This is a genomic window from Nocardia sp. NPDC051832 (assembly GCF_040681285.1).
Lineage (GTDB): Bacteria > Actinomycetota > Actinomycetes > Mycobacteriales > Mycobacteriaceae > Nocardia.
Genome location: NZ_JBFAYL010000002.1, coordinates 1,439,993 through 1,453,677, shown reverse-complemented (window position 1 = coordinate 1,453,677; position 13,685 = coordinate 1,439,993). Strand labels below are relative to the sequence as shown.

Here is a 13,685-nt window from a genome sequence, read left to right as displayed (position 1 = left end):
ACATGGGCATCCGTATCAAAGCCACCGGAACCAGCCGGGGCGGCAGCACCAACAGCATCGTCGAGCACAGCGGTCACGCCGCGCGAATCAGCCTGGAGCGGGCCGGAATCGGGCCCGAACAGGTCGGCGTGCTGATCAACGCGGGCGTGTTCCGCGATTCCAATACCGTGGAACCGGCCGTCTCGGCGCTGATCCAGAAGGCCGCCGGGATCGGCCTGGACTACCACTCCAAGGATGACCCGCGGACGTTCTCGTTCGACCTGATGAACGGCGCGGTCGGCGTGCTGAACGCGGTGCAGGTCGCCACCGCGACGCTGGCGGCCGGTGGCGTCGAGCACGTACTGATCGTCTCGGGTGACACCCATCCGTCGCTGGAGCGGTTCGCCGCGGACGACGAGTTCCCCTACGCCACCGCAGGCGCCGCGCTGCTGCTGGAGCGCACCGATGATCACGAGGGCTTCGGACCGGTGCACACCGCGACCGGGCCGGGCGGCCCCGCCGGCGAGGCCTACGTCGACACCGCCACCATGGGCACCGTCGGCCGATCACTGATGACGATCGAGCGGGTCCCGGATTTCACCGACCGCCTGCTCGAGGTGGCCGTACAGGCGGCACAGGCGGCGCTGGCCGGTCAGGACCTGTCCGGGATCGCGCTGATCGCCTCCACGCCGTCGCCGGAGTTCCCGAAGCTGCTCGCCGACGCCCTGGGCATCGACCAGGATTCGGTGCGCACACCGGATCTGTCCGACGGTGATCCGCACACCGCGGCGCTGCCGCTGGCCTACGACCGTGCGGTGGCCGGGGATACGCTGGGCGGATTCAGCCAGGTGCTGTTCGTGGCGGCCGGCGCCGGGCCTTCGGCTGCCGCCGTGCTCTACCGGCTGGCGGCATGACCGCCACCTATTGGCAGGCTATCGACCGGTTCCGCGCGTTCGCGCGCGCGGAACCGGCTCGACCCGCGGTGATCTACCCCGACGGAACCGCACCCGACGGGCTGCCTGTCTACCGCACGCTCAGCTACCGCGAGCTCGACGACTGGTCGGACACGATCGCCGAACAGCTGACCGCCTCCGGCGTCGGCAGCGGCACCCGCACCATCGTGCTGGTGCTGCCCAGCCCCGAGCTGTACGCGATCCTGTTCGCGCTGTTGAAGATCGGCGCCGTGCCGGTGGTCATCGATCCCGGCATGGGGGTGCGCCGGATGGTGCACTGCCTGCGCGCGGTCGAAGCCGAGGCGTTCATCGGGATTCCGCCCGCGCACGCGCTACGGGTGCTGTTCCCCCGCAGTTTCCGGCGGGTCCGGACCGTGGTCACCGTCGGCAAGCGCTGGTTCTGGGGCGGGCCGACGCTGGCGAGCTGGGGTCGCACGCCGACGGGTGCGCTGCCCGAGCGGGTCCCGGCCGACCCGGCGGACGTGCTCGTCATCGGATTCACCACGGGCAGTACGGGTCCGGCCAAGGCCGTGGAACTGACCCACGGCAACCTCGCCGCCATGGTGGAGCAGGTGCACACCGCGCGCGGCGAGGTCGCGCCGGACACTTCGCTGATCACCTTGCCGCTGGTCGGGATTCTCGATCTGCTGCTCGGATCCCGGTGCGTGCTACCGCCTTTGATTCCGAGCAAGGTCGGCTCCACCGATCCCGCGCACGTGGTGGACGCGATCGAGCGGTTCGAGGTGCGCACCATGTTCGCCTCCCCCGCCGTATTGATTCCGCTGCTGCGGCATCTGGAAGCCAACCCCGCGGGATTGCGCAGTCTGGGCAGCATCTTTTCCGGCGGTGCGCCGGTGCCGGCTTGGTGTATCGCGGGCTTGCGCGCGGTGTTGCGCCCGGACGCGCAGGTGTTCGCCGGTTACGGCTCGACCGAGGCGCTGCCGATGTCGACCATCGAATCGCGGGAACTGCTCGACGGTCTCGTCGAGCGGGCGCACCAGGGCGAGGGCACCTGCATCGGGCGGCCCTCCGACCGGATCGAGGCCCGGCTGATCGCCATCACCGACGAGCCGATCGCCACCTGGCCGGAGGCGCGCGCCCTGGCGGGGCGCCTGGAGCACTCGCGCGGCATCGGCGAACTGGTCGTGTCCGGCCCGAACGTCAGCACGCACTACTACTGGCCGGAGCAGGCCAATATCGCGGGCAAGATCGCCGACGGCGCGGTGACCTGGCACCGCACCGGCGACCTCGCCTGGATCGATGACCAGGGCCGGATCTGGTTCTGCGGGCGTAAGAGTCAGCGGCTGGAGACGGCCGACGGGCCGATGTTCACGGTGCAGGTCGAGCAGATCTTCAACAGTCTGCCCGGTGTCTCCCGGACCGCGCTGGTCGGCATCGGAGCCGCCGGGACCCAGCGTCCGGTGCTGTGCGTGGAGCTCGCCGCGGGCGCGGATCGGGGCGCGACCATCAGCGCATTGCTGGCCCGGGCCACGGCATTCGAGCTCACCAAGACGATCGAGCACTTCCTGGTGCATCCCGGATTCCCCGTCGACATCCGGCACAACGCCAAGATCGGCCGCGAACAGCTCGCGGTCTGGGCTGCCAAGCAGGTGCGTGCGCTGTGAAAACAAGTGCGCTCCAAGCAATCCCGGTGCTCGGCTGGATCTACCTGATCGGCGGCCTGCTCGCCGCGCTCGCCGGTCGCGCACCGAAGAGCCGTGCGCTGCGGGCGATCTGGTGGATCGACGCGTTCCTGAGCATCGTCGTACACGCCGCTCAGATCCCGGCGGCGTTGCGGGCCACCCCCGGTCAGGACCCGGTGAAGACCGCGGTCCTGACCCAGATCTTCGGCCTGACCTATTGGCGTACCCAGGATTCGGCCGCGGACTGCGAATCCTGCTGCGGGACAGAGGAGTAAGACGATGAAGGTACTGGTGACCGGCGCGTCCGGATTCCTGGGCGGCGCGCTGGTGCGCCGGCTCGTCGCCGACGGCGAGCACGAGGTCTCGATTCTGGTGCGGCGCACCAGCGATCTGGCCGATCTGGGCGCGGCCCGCGAGCAGGTGCGGCTCGTGTACGGCGACCTCGCCGACCCCGATTCGCTGATCGCGGCGACCAGCGGCATCGATGTGGTGTTCCACAGCGCCGCCCGGGTCGACGAGCGCGGCACCCGCGCACAGTTCTGGGCCGAGAACGTCACCGCCACCGAGCGCCTGCTGGAATCGGCGCGGCGCAACGGCGCGGCGCGGTTCGTGTTCATCTCCAGTCCCAGCGCGCTGATGGACTACGACGGCGGCGACCAGCTCGACGTCGACGAGTCGGTACCGTACCCGCGGCGCTATCTGAACCTGTACTCCGAAACTAAAGCCGCCGCCGAACGCGCCGTATTGGCCGCGAACACACCGGAATTCAGCGCCTGCGCGCTGCGCCCACGGGCGATCTGGGGTGCGGGCGACCGATCGGGGCCGATCGTGCGCCTGCTCAGCCGCACGGCCGCCGGCAAGCTGCCGGATCTGTCCTACGGCCGCGACATCTACGCCTCGCTCTGCCATGTCGACAACATCGTCGAGGCCGCCGTGCGGGCGGCGAGCTCGAATGCGGTGGGCGGCAAGGCCTATTTCGTCGCCGACGCCGAGCGGACCAACGTGTGGCGCTTCCTCGGGGAGGTCGCGACCCGGCTGGGGTACCAGCCGCCGACCCGGCAGCCGAATCCGCGCGTGCTCGGCGCGATCGTCACCGCGATCGAAACCGTCTGGCGCATACCGTTCGTCGCGACCCGCTGGTCGCCGCCGCTGTCGCGCTACGCGGTCGCGCTGATGACCCGCAGCGCCACCTACGACACCGGCGCCGCCACCCGCGATTTCGGCTATCGGCCGATCGTGGACCGCGAAACCGGCCTGGCGAGTTTCCTCGCCTGGCTCGAAACCCAGGGTGGCGTAACAACTCTCACCAAGGATGTGCGATGACCTTCCGCCGGGCGATCTCGCCGACCGAGCGCATGTACTTCCCGATGCGCGAGCTGGCGCCGCCGTTCCTCATGCAGCTGGTGATCTCGGGCGAGGGCGCGATCGATGCCGAACAGCTCCAGCAGGCGGTCAAGATCGCCGCGCAGGCCTGCCCGGGCGCCCGGCTGGTCCGGCGCGGTAAGGAGTGGATCGACAGCGGGATCGCGCCGACCGTCCGGGTGGTTGCCGGGCACACTCTCGAATATCCGAAGATCGAAGCGGATCCGGTGCTGACCAGCCCGATCGGCCCGAACCCGGACTCCACCGTCGAGGTGCTCCTGGTCACCGGAGCGCCGGTGACGCTGGTGTTCCGGGTCTTCCACGGCGTCATGGACGGCATGGGGATGGTCCTGTTCGCCACCAGCGTGCTGCGGGTTCTGCGCGGCGAAGCTCCGGCCGAGCTGCCCGACCCGATCGCCGACGCCGAACTGGTGCGCCGCGTCGGCGCGCCGGGCCGCCCGGCCGCGATGCTGCCGATCTTCCGCACCGCGCTCGGCCACGGCCGTCAGGAACCTCGCGCCCCGCGACACCTGTTGCGCCGCCGCACCATCCACGCCACTGGTGCCGGCGCGGTCGCCCGGGTCTCGGCGCTGCTGGCCGCGCAGACCGCCGGTAAGTCGCGCATCATGATGCCGGTCGACTTGCGCCGCCACGACCCCGAGCTGCGCTCCACCGCCAACCTGGCGCTGCCGCTGTTCCTCGATATCGAGCCCGGGGCCCCGTGGACGGCCGTGAAGGAACAGATCAAGTCCGGCCTGATCGAGCGCCGGGAACTGAACCAGATGGCCGCCGCCAAACTCACCCTGATCCCCGACCCCGCCAACCACGCGCTGCTGCGTTCGCTCAACCGGCTGGGCGCGGACTACGGGCGGAATCTGGCCTCGGCGACCGTCTCCCACATGGGCCGCTTCACCCGCGACGAACTCGCCGTCCCCGGATTCGAACCGACCGCCATCTACACCCTGCCGCAGCACAGCGTCGCGATGCCATTGCTGTTCGGGTTGATGGAGTTCGACGGACGCACCGAGCTGACGGTGTCGGCCCGCAACGGCGTCGGCCTCGAAAGCCGCCTGGAAGCCCTGCTGGACCGGATCGTGCAGACCCTCGAACAGGAGTTTTCCGCAAACGACTGACCCCCTGTCCAAGACCAGACCGCAGCCCGGACAGAATCAAGCGAGATCGATTCCGCCAGACCGCAGCAGAGGCACCCGTGAGCACCCCTATCGCGTCCGACATCCGACCCACCCGCGCGGGCAGCGCCCGATGACCGCCTGGGCACGGCTGGTCATCGCGCACCCCAAGCTGGTGCTGGCGCTGGTCGTCGCCGGTATCGGATTGTTCGGGATCTACGGCGCGGGCGGCTCGAAGAACCTCAGCGCCGGCGGATTCACCGATCCGCACAGCGAATCGTCACAGGTCGATCGGCTCGTCAGCGCACATTTCGGACCGCAGAACGCCGACCTGATCGCGCTGTACACCGCACCCGAGGGCAAGACGGTCGACGATATCGGCCCTGAGGTGCGGGCGCGGCTGGATCGGGTCGAGCCGACGCTGCTGGCCAAGCCGATCGAAAGCTATTGGCACAGTATGCCGCCGCAGCGGCCCCTCCTGCGCTCGGCCGACGGCAAGCAGGCGATCGCGGTGGTGTTCACCGCGGGTGACGAGCAGGCCCGCCTGGCCGCGTATCCGGAACTCGAAGCGGCGCTACAGGTTCCGGGCGTGCAGACCCGAATGTCGGGCTACAGCGCGGTGTCCACCGAGATCACCACCCAGTCGCAGCGCGATATCGTTGTCGCGGAATCTATTTCGCTGCCGATCACGCTGCTGATCCTGGTGCTGGTGTTCGGCGGTATGGTCGCGGCGTCGCTGCCGGTGGTGGTCGGGTTGCTCGCGGTCGCCGGTTCGATGGGCGCGATCCGGGTGCTCACCGAATTCACCGAGGTGAGCACGTTCGCGGTGAACATCGCCTCGCTGCTCGGGCTCGGCATGGCCATCGACTACGGGTTGTTCCTGGTCAACCGGTTCCGGGAGGAGATCGGCGAGGGCCGGGACGTGCCCGCCGCGATCCAGCGCACCTGCGCCACCGCGGGCCGCACCGTCGCCTTCTCCGCGCTGCTGCTGATCTGCGCGTTCGCGGGCATGTTCGTCTACCCGCAAGCGGTACTGCGCTCGCTGGGCTTCGGGGCCATCGCCGCGGTCGCGCTGGCGGCGCTGCTGTCGCTCACCGTGCTGCCGGCGCTGCTCGCGCTGTTCGGCAAGCGCATCGGACGGGCCAAGGCCAAGAAGCTTGCCCGGCAGGACCGGACGGAGCAGTTCTGGGGCCGGGTGGTCGACGCGGTGCTGCGCAAACCCGGGACGGTCGCCCTGGTGGTCGGCGCGATCCTGCTGCTGCTGGCCGCGCCGGTGCTCGATATCCGGCTCGGCGAGATCGATCATCGCGCGTTGCCCGCCGACAACGCCATGCGCCAGACCGTCGACGAACTCAGCGCGGTGTTCCCGGCGGCCAAGACCGGCGCGACCGCGGTGCTGCAGGGCGTGGACGGCGCGGTCCCGCAGTCCGCCCAGCTCGCCGCCGCCGTCCGCGATCTGGACGCGGTCCCGGGTGTCGGCTCGGTGGTGCAGGTCGGCCGCACCGGGGATTTCGTGGTGCTGCACGCCTTCCTGGAGGCGGGCGACCGCAGCCCGGCCGCCCAGGACACCGTGCGGGCCATGCGCGAGGTCGCCCCGCCCGCGGGCACCACGATCCAGGTCGGCGGTGACACCGGCGCGGCGCGCGACGGCATCGACGCCATCATGTCCCGGATGCCGTTCATGATCGCCACGATGGTGCTGGCGACGGTGCTGTTGCTGCTGCTCGCGTTCCGATCGATCGTGTTGCCGCTCAAGGCCGTCGCGATGGCGTTCCTGAGTCTGGCCGCCACCTTCGGCGTGCTGACCTGGATCTTCAACCAGGGTCATCTGGGCGGTGTCCTCGGCGTCGCGCCCGGCCCGATCGACGCGGGCATGATGGTGCTGATCATCGCCGTGATCTTCGGGTTGTCCACCGACTACGAGGTGTTCCTGCTGTCGCGGATGTCGGAGGCGCATCAGGCCGGTGCGAACACCGCCGAATCGGTGCGGATCGGCACCATCAAGACGGCTCGGGTGATCACCGCGGCCGCGGTGCTGCTGGTGTTCGTGACCGGCGCGTTCACGCTCTCGCCGCTGACGCCGATGCGGTTCATCGGCATCGGGATGATCACCGCGCTGGTCCTCGACGCGACGCTGGTGCGGATGCTGCTGGTTCCGGCGCTGGTGCAGCTGATGGGCCCGGCGAACTGGTGGCTGCCGTTCCGGCGGCGCGGGCACGCGGTGACGGTGGTCGAAACGGCCGCCGACCCCGGCCGCGCGGCGGCGGCCGAGGTCAAGGCCTGAGGCCTCAGCCCCAGCTGAAGAAGAAGGCGCGCAGGATCAGCGCGACGATGAACACCACGGTGAACGCCAGGTCGATGCCCGTACCGCCGAACCGGATCGGCGGGATCACCTTGCGGACCGGCGCGAGGACGGGCTCGGTCAGGGTGGTGACCAGCTGGCGGGGCTTTTCGGCCCACTGCGGCCGGTCGGCCAGGATCATGACCCAGTCCAGCACCATCCTGGCGATGAGCAGGACGATGAACACGGTGGTCAGGACACCGAGCAGGGTACCGAGAGCGGCCATTGGTGCACTCCTTAGTGATCGCCGCGATGGCGTCTTACCGGCTTCAACGCGGCTGACCAGTCCGAAAGTTCCGGCCGCCGCGCCGACGGTTGGTTCTGCACTCCACCATCACCATAAGCAGTGACCTGGCTGGATCCCGGTATTGGAAGGCCGTTATTTCACCCGCGCAGCGTGGCCAGCAGGCGGGCCGCCTCCGCTCGATGCGCGCCCCGGACGACGAATCTCCCGAAGCCCCAGCGCTTCTGATGGTCGAGGATCTCGGTGCGCAGGTCCGCCAGGGTGCCGATCAGGACATAGGGGGCGTTGAGCAAGTCCTGTCCCGTGGCGCCGGTGACTTCCGCGGCCAAGGTGTCGGCGGCCGCTTCCGCGTCGTCGGTGACTTCCAGATGCTGGACGAGCACCTCGAATTCCGGGGCGTGGCCCGCCGCGTCGGCGGCCTGGCGAACGAGGTCCACCTGCTGGTCGATTTGCGTTCGGCCCCAGCGAGTTTCATGGTCACGACCGTCGGCCAGCGTGCGGCCGAGCCCGGTGAAATCGATGATGTCGGCGTGGGCGGCGGCGTAGCGCAGCAGCTGGGGATTGTTGCCGCCCACGCGCAGCGGGATCCGCTGCTGCAGCGGGCGCGGGGTGTCGAGCAGTGCCTCCCGCAGCGTGAAATGCTCGCCCGCCGCCGACACCGTCTCCCCCGCCAGCAGCCTGCGGGTGAGCTCGGTGAGCTCGATCATGCGCGCGATCCGGGCCGCGGGCGCCGGACGGTCGGCGCCCTGCATGCTCCACTCGAACGGATTGTGACCCGCGCCGACACCCAGATCGACCCGGCCCGCCGACAGCAGATCCAGCGTCGCCGCCTCCACCGCCAGTGGCAGCGGCTCCCACAGGCCGCCGTTGATCACGTTGGTGCCCAAGCGAATTCGCCGCGTCACCGCCGCCGCGGCGGCCAGCGACACGAACGGCGCGGCACACGCGCCGGGGTGGTCGGGCAGCAGCAGTGTGTCGAAACCGTCCCGTTCGCAGTCCTGCGCGAACTCCGTCCAGGACTCGACCCCGGCGAGATTGCCCTGGATCGAGAACGTCACCGCAACCGTCATGGGAGCTCCTTCCGTTGCGGCACACGGTAGTTCGCCGGAGGACACGGCGACCGGTGTTCTGCTCTGGGCGAAGCGCGACCGGCTAACGAGTCGCCAACAAGTCCGAGACAGTTGTTGTCTCACTATCTCAGTCGCTTTACCTTGAAGGGGAACAGTGTGGTTCGCGAAAGGCTTCGGCGATGAACTCCGATTCCCTGCTGCGGCGGTATGCCGCCGATGTGCGCTCCCTGATCCCCGGCACGGCCGCGGGCGTCATGCAGCTGATGTATCCGTCGCTCGGCGCCGGCGTCGAGGAACATTCGGACTTCTTCAACGAACCCTTCGAGCGGATCACCCGCTCGGTCCCGCAGATCTGGGCGACGATCCTCGCCCCCGACGGTGCCGCCCGCGCCCGCGGCATCCGCGACCTGCACCGCGGCATCGGCGGCGCCGACACCCGCGGGCGTCGATACCACGCCCTGCAACCCGAGACCTTCTGGTGGGCACACGCCACCTTCACCTGGGAGATCTTCCGGTCCGTCCAGTTCTTCCACCCGGAAACGCTGACCACCGCCGAGCAGGAACGCCTCTACGGCGAAACCGTCGACTGGTACGAGCGCTACGGCGTGAGCACCCGCCCGGTGCCGCCGAATTATGTTGCCTTCCAGACGAAATTCCGTCAGATCTGCGCCGAAGACCTGGAACTGACACCGTCCGCGGCCCGCGCCCTGCACATCGCGCAGCACGGCGGCGGCCGCGTCAACATGGTGCCGATGGCCCCGGACCGGCTGGGCCGAGCCGCCGGGCTCGTACTGTCCCCGCCCCTGCGCGTCATCACTTTCGGCTGCCTCCCCGAAATGGTCCGCGACCGGTTCGCCATCCCCTGGACCCTCGCCGACAACGCCACCTTCACCGCCATGGCCACCGCCCTCACCCACGGCACCCGCATAGTCCCCCACCGCCTCAACCACTGGGGCCTGCGCACCGCCCTTCGGGTCGTCGGCGCGGGCACCCGCGCCGACCGCTACCACCCAGCGGCTTGACCCACAGAGCGAACGGCGACTGCACACACGAGTTGACGTGTGTGCAGTCGCGAGTCGACGTGCGACCACCAGGGCGAGGTGGCTGGTATTGCGGTGCGGCCCGGCGAGATGCTGGGCGGGTGTTGCCAGGGGGTTGGGTTTGTCAGGCCGCCGCGACTGTGAAGCGGGTTCGGTGGTGGGCGGGGCGTTCTGCTTCGTCGAGGAGGGCGACGGCGAAGTCTTCCATGGAGATTGTCGAGATTCCGGCGGCGTTGGTGAGGAGTTCGTCGCGGCCGAGGCGGTAGGTGCCGGTGCGGTGGCCGGGGACGAGGTCGGCGGGCGGGCTCAGGTAGGTCCAGTTGGTGTGGGTGGCGGATCGGATCAGGTCGAGCTGGTCGGAGCAGGCTTGGGCGATGCCGCGCAATTGGGCTGGGAAATCGGGGGTTTCGTGCAGGGTGGCGCCGCCGGGAACGGTGAGGGTGGCGGCGCCACCGACGACCAGCAAGCGGGTGGGCGAGCCGGCCAGGGCTCGCAGGAGGGCGGTGGTGACATCCACCAGGGCGGATTCCGATCCAGCGGGGGGACGGGTCGCGGTGATCACGAGATCGGCTCCGGCGCTCAGCCTTTCGACGTCGGCGGGCACGGAGGCGTCGCCGACGGCGAGTTGTGCGCCCGCGGGCACCGCGGCGGCGCGGGCGGGATCGCGGACGACGGCGGTGATTTCGTGTCCGCGGGTCAATGCTTCGGCGACGACTCGACTGCCGACCGCGCCTGCTGCTCCGAACACCGTGATGCGCATGATCTTTCCTCTCCGAGCATGGTTACTTAGCTCTAAGGAACATAGTTTAGGGCTAAGAAAAATCCCGCTATGAGATAGCTCACCGGTGAGGTATTCGTTAGGCTGCTGACGTGACCGATCATGTCGACCGGGTGCTCGCCCAGTGGCAGACCCAACGTCCGGACCTGGACGTCTCGCCGATGGCCGTGCTGGGCCGGCTGAGCAGGCTCAGCCAGTTCACCGGTGCGGAACTGCGCAAAACCTTTGCCGCACACGGCCTGGACGCCGCGTCCTTCGACGTCCTCGCGACCCTGCGCCGCAGCGACCAGCCGCACTGCCTCACCCCGACCGAGCTCATGCGTTCGGCGATGGTCACCTCGGGCGCGATCACTCAGCGCCTGGACCGCCTGGAGGAACGCGGCCTCGTCACCCGCTCCCGCAGCGCATCCGACGGCCGCGGCATCCAGGTCACCCTCACCGACGAGGGCCGGGCCCTCATCGACAAGGCCCTACCAGATCACCTGGCCACCGAAGAGCGCCTCCTCTCCACCCTGACCCCAGCTCAACGAACCCGCCTGGCCGCCACCCTCCGCGCCTTACTCGAATCCTTCGGCGACACCCCCTAATCCCCCACCGCCACAGGCCAATCCCCACCGCTGCCTGCAGCCCCAGCGCCGAACGTGGCCCGACATGGCGCAGGGTCGCGTGATGCCAAAGCAGGACACATCAGGACGACCGTTGGGCAAAAGCGGCAGTCAGCTTCCCGATGGAAGCAGGGGTGCCACTGCCTCAGCGATCTCTTTGGCGTTGTCGCAGGGGCTGAGTTTGCGGGGGTGGGTGCTGCGGGGGTCGTCGACGAGGATCGACAGTGAGCCGGACTGTAGTTCGATGTTGATGGTGCAGCCACCCGGTACGTCGGGGCGGGCTTCGTAGCGCAGGGCCTTTCGGCCGCTGATGGTGAGATCGGCTGCGGTGGGGAACTTTTCGCGGACTTGGGTGAGGGTGGCGTTGCTGGTCTGGACTCGGAAGGTGTAAGTGGTTTTCGCGACGTACAGGCAGCCCTGCCAGGTGAAACCGCCGACTTGGTCTTGGCGCTGCGCGGGTGGACGTGCGTTCCATTGGTGCTGGGCCAGGAAGTCGGAGGTCAGTGCGGTGCAGGGGTCGAAGGAGGCGGACGAGGTAGGCGTAGTCGTTGCCGCGCCTGTGGTTTTCGCCGCCGAGGTCGAGGGAGCGCCGGCCGAGGTGGTGGGCGGTGGGTCGGCGGGATCGCTGGTGCAGGCAGCGGCAAGCACGGCCACCGCGCCCGTGCACAGCAACCAACTCGCACGCAGGATCCCACGGCGGGCGACGCTGGAGTGCGGCGAACGCCGAGAAGCCCTGCCCTGGTGCGCCATTCGCGATGTGCTCGTGCCGGTATTCATACGCGCAGCTCGCGGAGGCGGCGGGCGAAGTCTTCGTCGGTGCGCTCGTAGGTTTCCTGGATCGTCTTGAACAGCGACTGGATCTCGGTGGCGACGGCGATGTAGTCCGCGAGCGTGTCGTAGGCGTTGTTCGGTCCACCGAACGCCTTCTCCCGGAAAAACTTCACCAGTTCGATCGCCGACCACAGGCGCGGGTTGTCTTCACCGAGGCCCCAGGACGCTCGCTCGCCTAGGGCGCGCGCGTCGTTCTGGACCGTGGACAGTTCGATGATCAGGTCCTGGCAGGCCTTGTCGATGTCGAGGAACACCTGTGGTTCCATCCGCACCGCCAACGCCCCCGTTTTCGCGTCCTCGATGTATGCCCCGAACGGGCTTGCTATCGCCACCGTCACGCCCCTTCCGCTGGTTCCGCTTGATCATAGAGACGCATGGGCGGGTGCACAGGTTCCATCGGCCGGTAATTTCGGCCGAATCCGGGTGTGGCGGAAGGGGCGGCGGGTCAGCGGGCGGCGGCGATGACGGCGGCGAGGCCGTTCTGGGTGCCGAGTTGGCTGTTGGGGACCTTGGTGCCGTTGACCAGGACGGTGGGGGTGGAGTTCACGCCGGTGGCGAAGACCTCCTGGGTTTTCCCGCGCAGGTAGTTGTCGTAGGTGCGTTCGGTGATGCACTGTGCGACTGCGGGATCGGTGTAGCCGGCGCGCTCGGCGATATCGATCAGTGTGCTGTCGGGCAGTCCGGCGCCGCCTTCGTGCGGCTGCTGCTCGAACATGGCTTTCAGCCACTTCTGGTAGTTCTCGGTGCCGGTATTGGCGACACAGTAGGACGCGTTGCCCGCGCGCGAGGAGTACTGATCGGTCGAGGCGCGGTCCAGGAAGGTGATGATGCTGTACTCGACGGCGGCCTCACCCTTGGCCACGACGTCCTCGAGCACCGCGCCATTCAACTTCTCGAACGCCTGGCAGGCCGGGCATTGCAGGTCCGCGACCAACCGCACCGTCACCTTCGCGTCCGAATCCCCCACGCGCACAGACCCGTCGGCGGCCACGTTCCGCGGCGTCACCGGCAGCGCCTGCCCGGCGACCGTATCGTCCGCGGTCGCGGTCTTGCGCAGCACCAGCACCGCGCCGACCACCGCGATCACCGTCACCAAAGCGACCGCCACCAGCACCTGGATCAGAAGCTTGCGGTCATTGCGCTGCGGAGGAGTCCCCGCGCCCGGGTAGGCGTTCACCGTCACGCACCATCACTTTCGCTAGCCGAAGAAATTCGCCCAGCCACCCTAATCGGCACTGCCCACCAGCCCGAGCACCGGCCGACCCGCTCTCAGCGTGCGCACAGATTTCAGGTGGTGAGGTCGATCCGGATAGTCAGCAGATTGGTGCCGAGCGCCCGGACGACGGCACTGTTCATGCGCGGCAGCGTCTTCAAGCGTGCCAGCGCGTCGTCCTCGGGCATCGGCCGGGCGATGCCGTTGTGCCAGGTCCCGCCGACGCGAACGCGAACCGCGGGGTTGGCCTTGATGTTTCGCACGTAGTCGGACTGATCGCCATGGTTGGACACCATCCAGAAATGCGCGCCGTCGATCTTCCCGCCCACCGGCGTCTGCCGCGGTTGCCCGGATTTGCGCCCGAGCGTCTCCAAGAGGATCTGCCCCGGCGTACGAGTGGCGATGGGATTCGCGAGGCGTCGATGAAACAAATGGTCGAACCGAAGCCGCCAGGATTTCGTTGCTGTAGCCATACTCCGAGTGTTGTCGAGACTAA

General features: G+C 68.8%; 15 protein-coding genes. 8 read left to right on the top strand and 7 right to left on the bottom strand.

Features of this window, described 5'->3' with window-relative positions:
* The first annotated feature begins 2 nt into the window (after positions 1-2).
* From AB0M14_RS16630 to AB0M14_RS16605, 6 genes are all read left to right on the top strand, one after another.
* Positions 3-893 (top strand): hypothetical protein, encoded by an 891-nt coding sequence (locus AB0M14_RS16630; protein WP_364995088.1) that lies wholly within the window; start codon positions 3-5, stop codon positions 891-893.
* Positions 890-2,557: a fatty acid CoA ligase family protein gene (locus tag AB0M14_RS16625; protein WP_364995085.1), complete on the top strand. Its 1,668-nt coding sequence runs from the start codon at positions 890-892 to the stop codon at positions 2,555-2,557. The genes AB0M14_RS16630 and AB0M14_RS16625 overlap by 4 nt, the downstream gene beginning before the upstream one ends.
* Positions 2,554-2,850 carry a hypothetical protein gene (locus tag AB0M14_RS16620; protein WP_364995083.1) on the top strand — a complete coding sequence of 99 codons (297 nt, stop codon included), beginning with the start codon at positions 2,554-2,556 and terminating at the stop codon, positions 2,848-2,850. The genes AB0M14_RS16625 and AB0M14_RS16620 overlap by 4 nt, the downstream gene beginning before the upstream one ends.
* A gap of 4 nt (positions 2,851-2,854) precedes the next feature.
* Positions 2,855-3,898, top strand: coding sequence for an NAD-dependent epimerase/dehydratase family protein (locus AB0M14_RS16615; RefSeq protein WP_364995080.1), 1,044 nt, complete (start codon positions 2,855-2,857; stop codon positions 3,896-3,898).
* The gene (locus tag AB0M14_RS16610) at positions 3,895-5,070 is read left to right on the top strand and encodes a peptide synthetase (protein WP_364995078.1); all 1,176 of its coding nucleotides are present in this window, start codon (positions 3,895-3,897) and stop codon (positions 5,068-5,070) included. The genes AB0M14_RS16615 and AB0M14_RS16610 overlap by 4 nt, the downstream gene beginning before the upstream one ends.
* Before the next feature lie 130 nt (positions 5,071-5,200).
* On the top strand, positions 5,201-7,351 hold the full coding sequence (locus AB0M14_RS16605) for an MMPL family transporter (protein ID WP_364995076.1): 2,151 nt from the start codon (positions 5,201-5,203) through the stop codon (positions 7,349-7,351).
* A gap of 4 nt (positions 7,352-7,355) precedes the next feature.
* Here the strand turns inward: AB0M14_RS16605 and AB0M14_RS16600 are convergent, their stop codons facing one another.
* Positions 7,356-7,634, bottom strand: coding sequence for a YggT family protein (locus AB0M14_RS16600; RefSeq protein WP_364995074.1), 279 nt, complete (start codon positions 7,632-7,634; stop codon positions 7,356-7,358).
* Positions 7,635-7,792: 158 nt separating this feature from the next.
* Positions 7,793-8,722, bottom strand: a complete 930-nt coding sequence (locus AB0M14_RS16595; protein ID WP_364995072.1) for a TIGR03621 family F420-dependent LLM class oxidoreductase — start codon at positions 8,720-8,722, stop codon at positions 7,793-7,795.
* Positions 8,723-8,901: 179 nt separating this feature from the next.
* Between AB0M14_RS16595 and AB0M14_RS16590 the strand changes: the two genes are divergently transcribed.
* Positions 8,902-9,744 carry an oxygenase MpaB family protein gene (locus tag AB0M14_RS16590; protein ID WP_364995069.1) on the top strand — a complete coding sequence of 281 codons (843 nt, stop codon included), beginning with the start codon at positions 8,902-8,904 and terminating at the stop codon, positions 9,742-9,744.
* Positions 9,745-9,886: 142 nt separating this feature from the next.
* On the opposite strand, the gene AB0M14_RS16585 is transcribed toward AB0M14_RS16590, so the two are convergent.
* Positions 9,887-10,522 carry an NAD(P)H-binding protein gene (locus AB0M14_RS16585; RefSeq protein ID WP_364995067.1) on the bottom strand — a complete coding sequence of 212 codons (636 nt, stop codon included), beginning with the start codon at positions 10,520-10,522 and terminating at the stop codon, positions 9,887-9,889.
* Positions 10,523-10,632: 110 nt separating this feature from the next.
* Here AB0M14_RS16585 and AB0M14_RS16580 point away from each other — a divergent pair, with 110 nt between their 5' ends.
* Positions 10,633-11,127, top strand: a complete 495-nt coding sequence (locus AB0M14_RS16580; protein WP_364995064.1) for a MarR family transcriptional regulator — start codon at positions 10,633-10,635, stop codon at positions 11,125-11,127.
* 129 nt (positions 11,128-11,256) lie between these two features.
* Here the strand turns inward: AB0M14_RS16580 and AB0M14_RS16575 are convergent, their stop codons facing one another.
* The 4 genes from AB0M14_RS16575 to AB0M14_RS16560 form a co-directional block, all read right to left on the bottom strand.
* Positions 11,257-11,895 (bottom strand): DUF3558 domain-containing protein, encoded by a 639-nt coding sequence (locus AB0M14_RS16575; protein WP_364995062.1) that lies wholly within the window; start codon positions 11,893-11,895, stop codon positions 11,257-11,259.
* 23 nt (positions 11,896-11,918) lie between these two features.
* Positions 11,919-12,308 (bottom strand): hypothetical protein, encoded by a 390-nt coding sequence (locus tag AB0M14_RS16570; RefSeq protein ID WP_364995060.1) that lies wholly within the window; start codon positions 12,306-12,308, stop codon positions 11,919-11,921.
* A 113-nt stretch (positions 12,309-12,421) separates the two neighbouring features.
* Entirely contained in the window at positions 12,422-13,159 is a 738-nt protein-coding gene (locus AB0M14_RS16565; RefSeq protein ID WP_364995056.1) for a thioredoxin domain-containing protein, read from the bottom strand.
* Positions 13,160-13,263: 104 nt separating this feature from the next.
* On the bottom strand, positions 13,264-13,662 hold the full coding sequence (locus AB0M14_RS16560; protein ID WP_364995053.1) for a nitroreductase/quinone reductase family protein: 399 nt from the start codon (positions 13,660-13,662) through the stop codon (positions 13,264-13,266).
* Positions 13,663-13,685 lie beyond the last annotated feature (23 nt).

What these genes read in the sequence shown, in the direction of transcription:
- AB0M14_RS16630 (WP_364995088.1), top strand. Translation starts at nt 3, where the DNA reads ATGGGCATCCGTATCAAAGCCACCGGAACCAGCCGGGGCGGCAGCACC.
- AB0M14_RS16625 (WP_364995085.1), top strand. Translation starts at nt 890, where the DNA reads ATGACCGCCACCTATTGGCAGGCTATCGACCGGTTCCGCGCGTTCGCG.
- AB0M14_RS16615 (WP_364995080.1), top strand. Translation starts at nt 2,855, where the DNA reads ATGAAGGTACTGGTGACCGGCGCGTCCGGATTCCTGGGCGGCGCGCTG.
- AB0M14_RS16610 (WP_364995078.1), top strand. Translation starts at nt 3,895, where the DNA reads ATGACCTTCCGCCGGGCGATCTCGCCGACCGAGCGCATGTACTTCCCG.
- AB0M14_RS16605 (WP_364995076.1), top strand. Translation starts at nt 5,201, where the DNA reads ATGACCGCCTGGGCACGGCTGGTCATCGCGCACCCCAAGCTGGTGCTG.
- AB0M14_RS16600 (WP_364995074.1), bottom strand. Translation starts at nt 7,634, where the DNA reads ATGGCCGCTCTCGGTACCCTGCTCGGTGTCCTGACCACCGTGTTCATC.
- AB0M14_RS16595 (WP_364995072.1), bottom strand. Translation starts at nt 8,722, where the DNA reads ATGACGGTTGCGGTGACGTTCTCGATCCAGGGCAATCTCGCCGGGGTC.
- AB0M14_RS16590 (WP_364995069.1), top strand. Translation starts at nt 8,902, where the DNA reads ATGAACTCCGATTCCCTGCTGCGGCGGTATGCCGCCGATGTGCGCTCC.
- AB0M14_RS16585 (WP_364995067.1), bottom strand. Translation starts at nt 10,522, where the DNA reads ATGCGCATCACGGTGTTCGGAGCAGCAGGCGCGGTCGGCAGTCGAGTC.
- AB0M14_RS16575 (WP_364995062.1), bottom strand. Translation starts at nt 11,895, where the DNA reads ATGGCGCACCAGGGCAGGGCTTCTCGGCGTTCGCCGCACTCCAGCGTC.
- AB0M14_RS16560 (WP_364995053.1), bottom strand. Translation starts at nt 13,662, where the DNA reads ATGGCTACAGCAACGAAATCCTGGCGGCTTCGGTTCGACCATTTGTTT.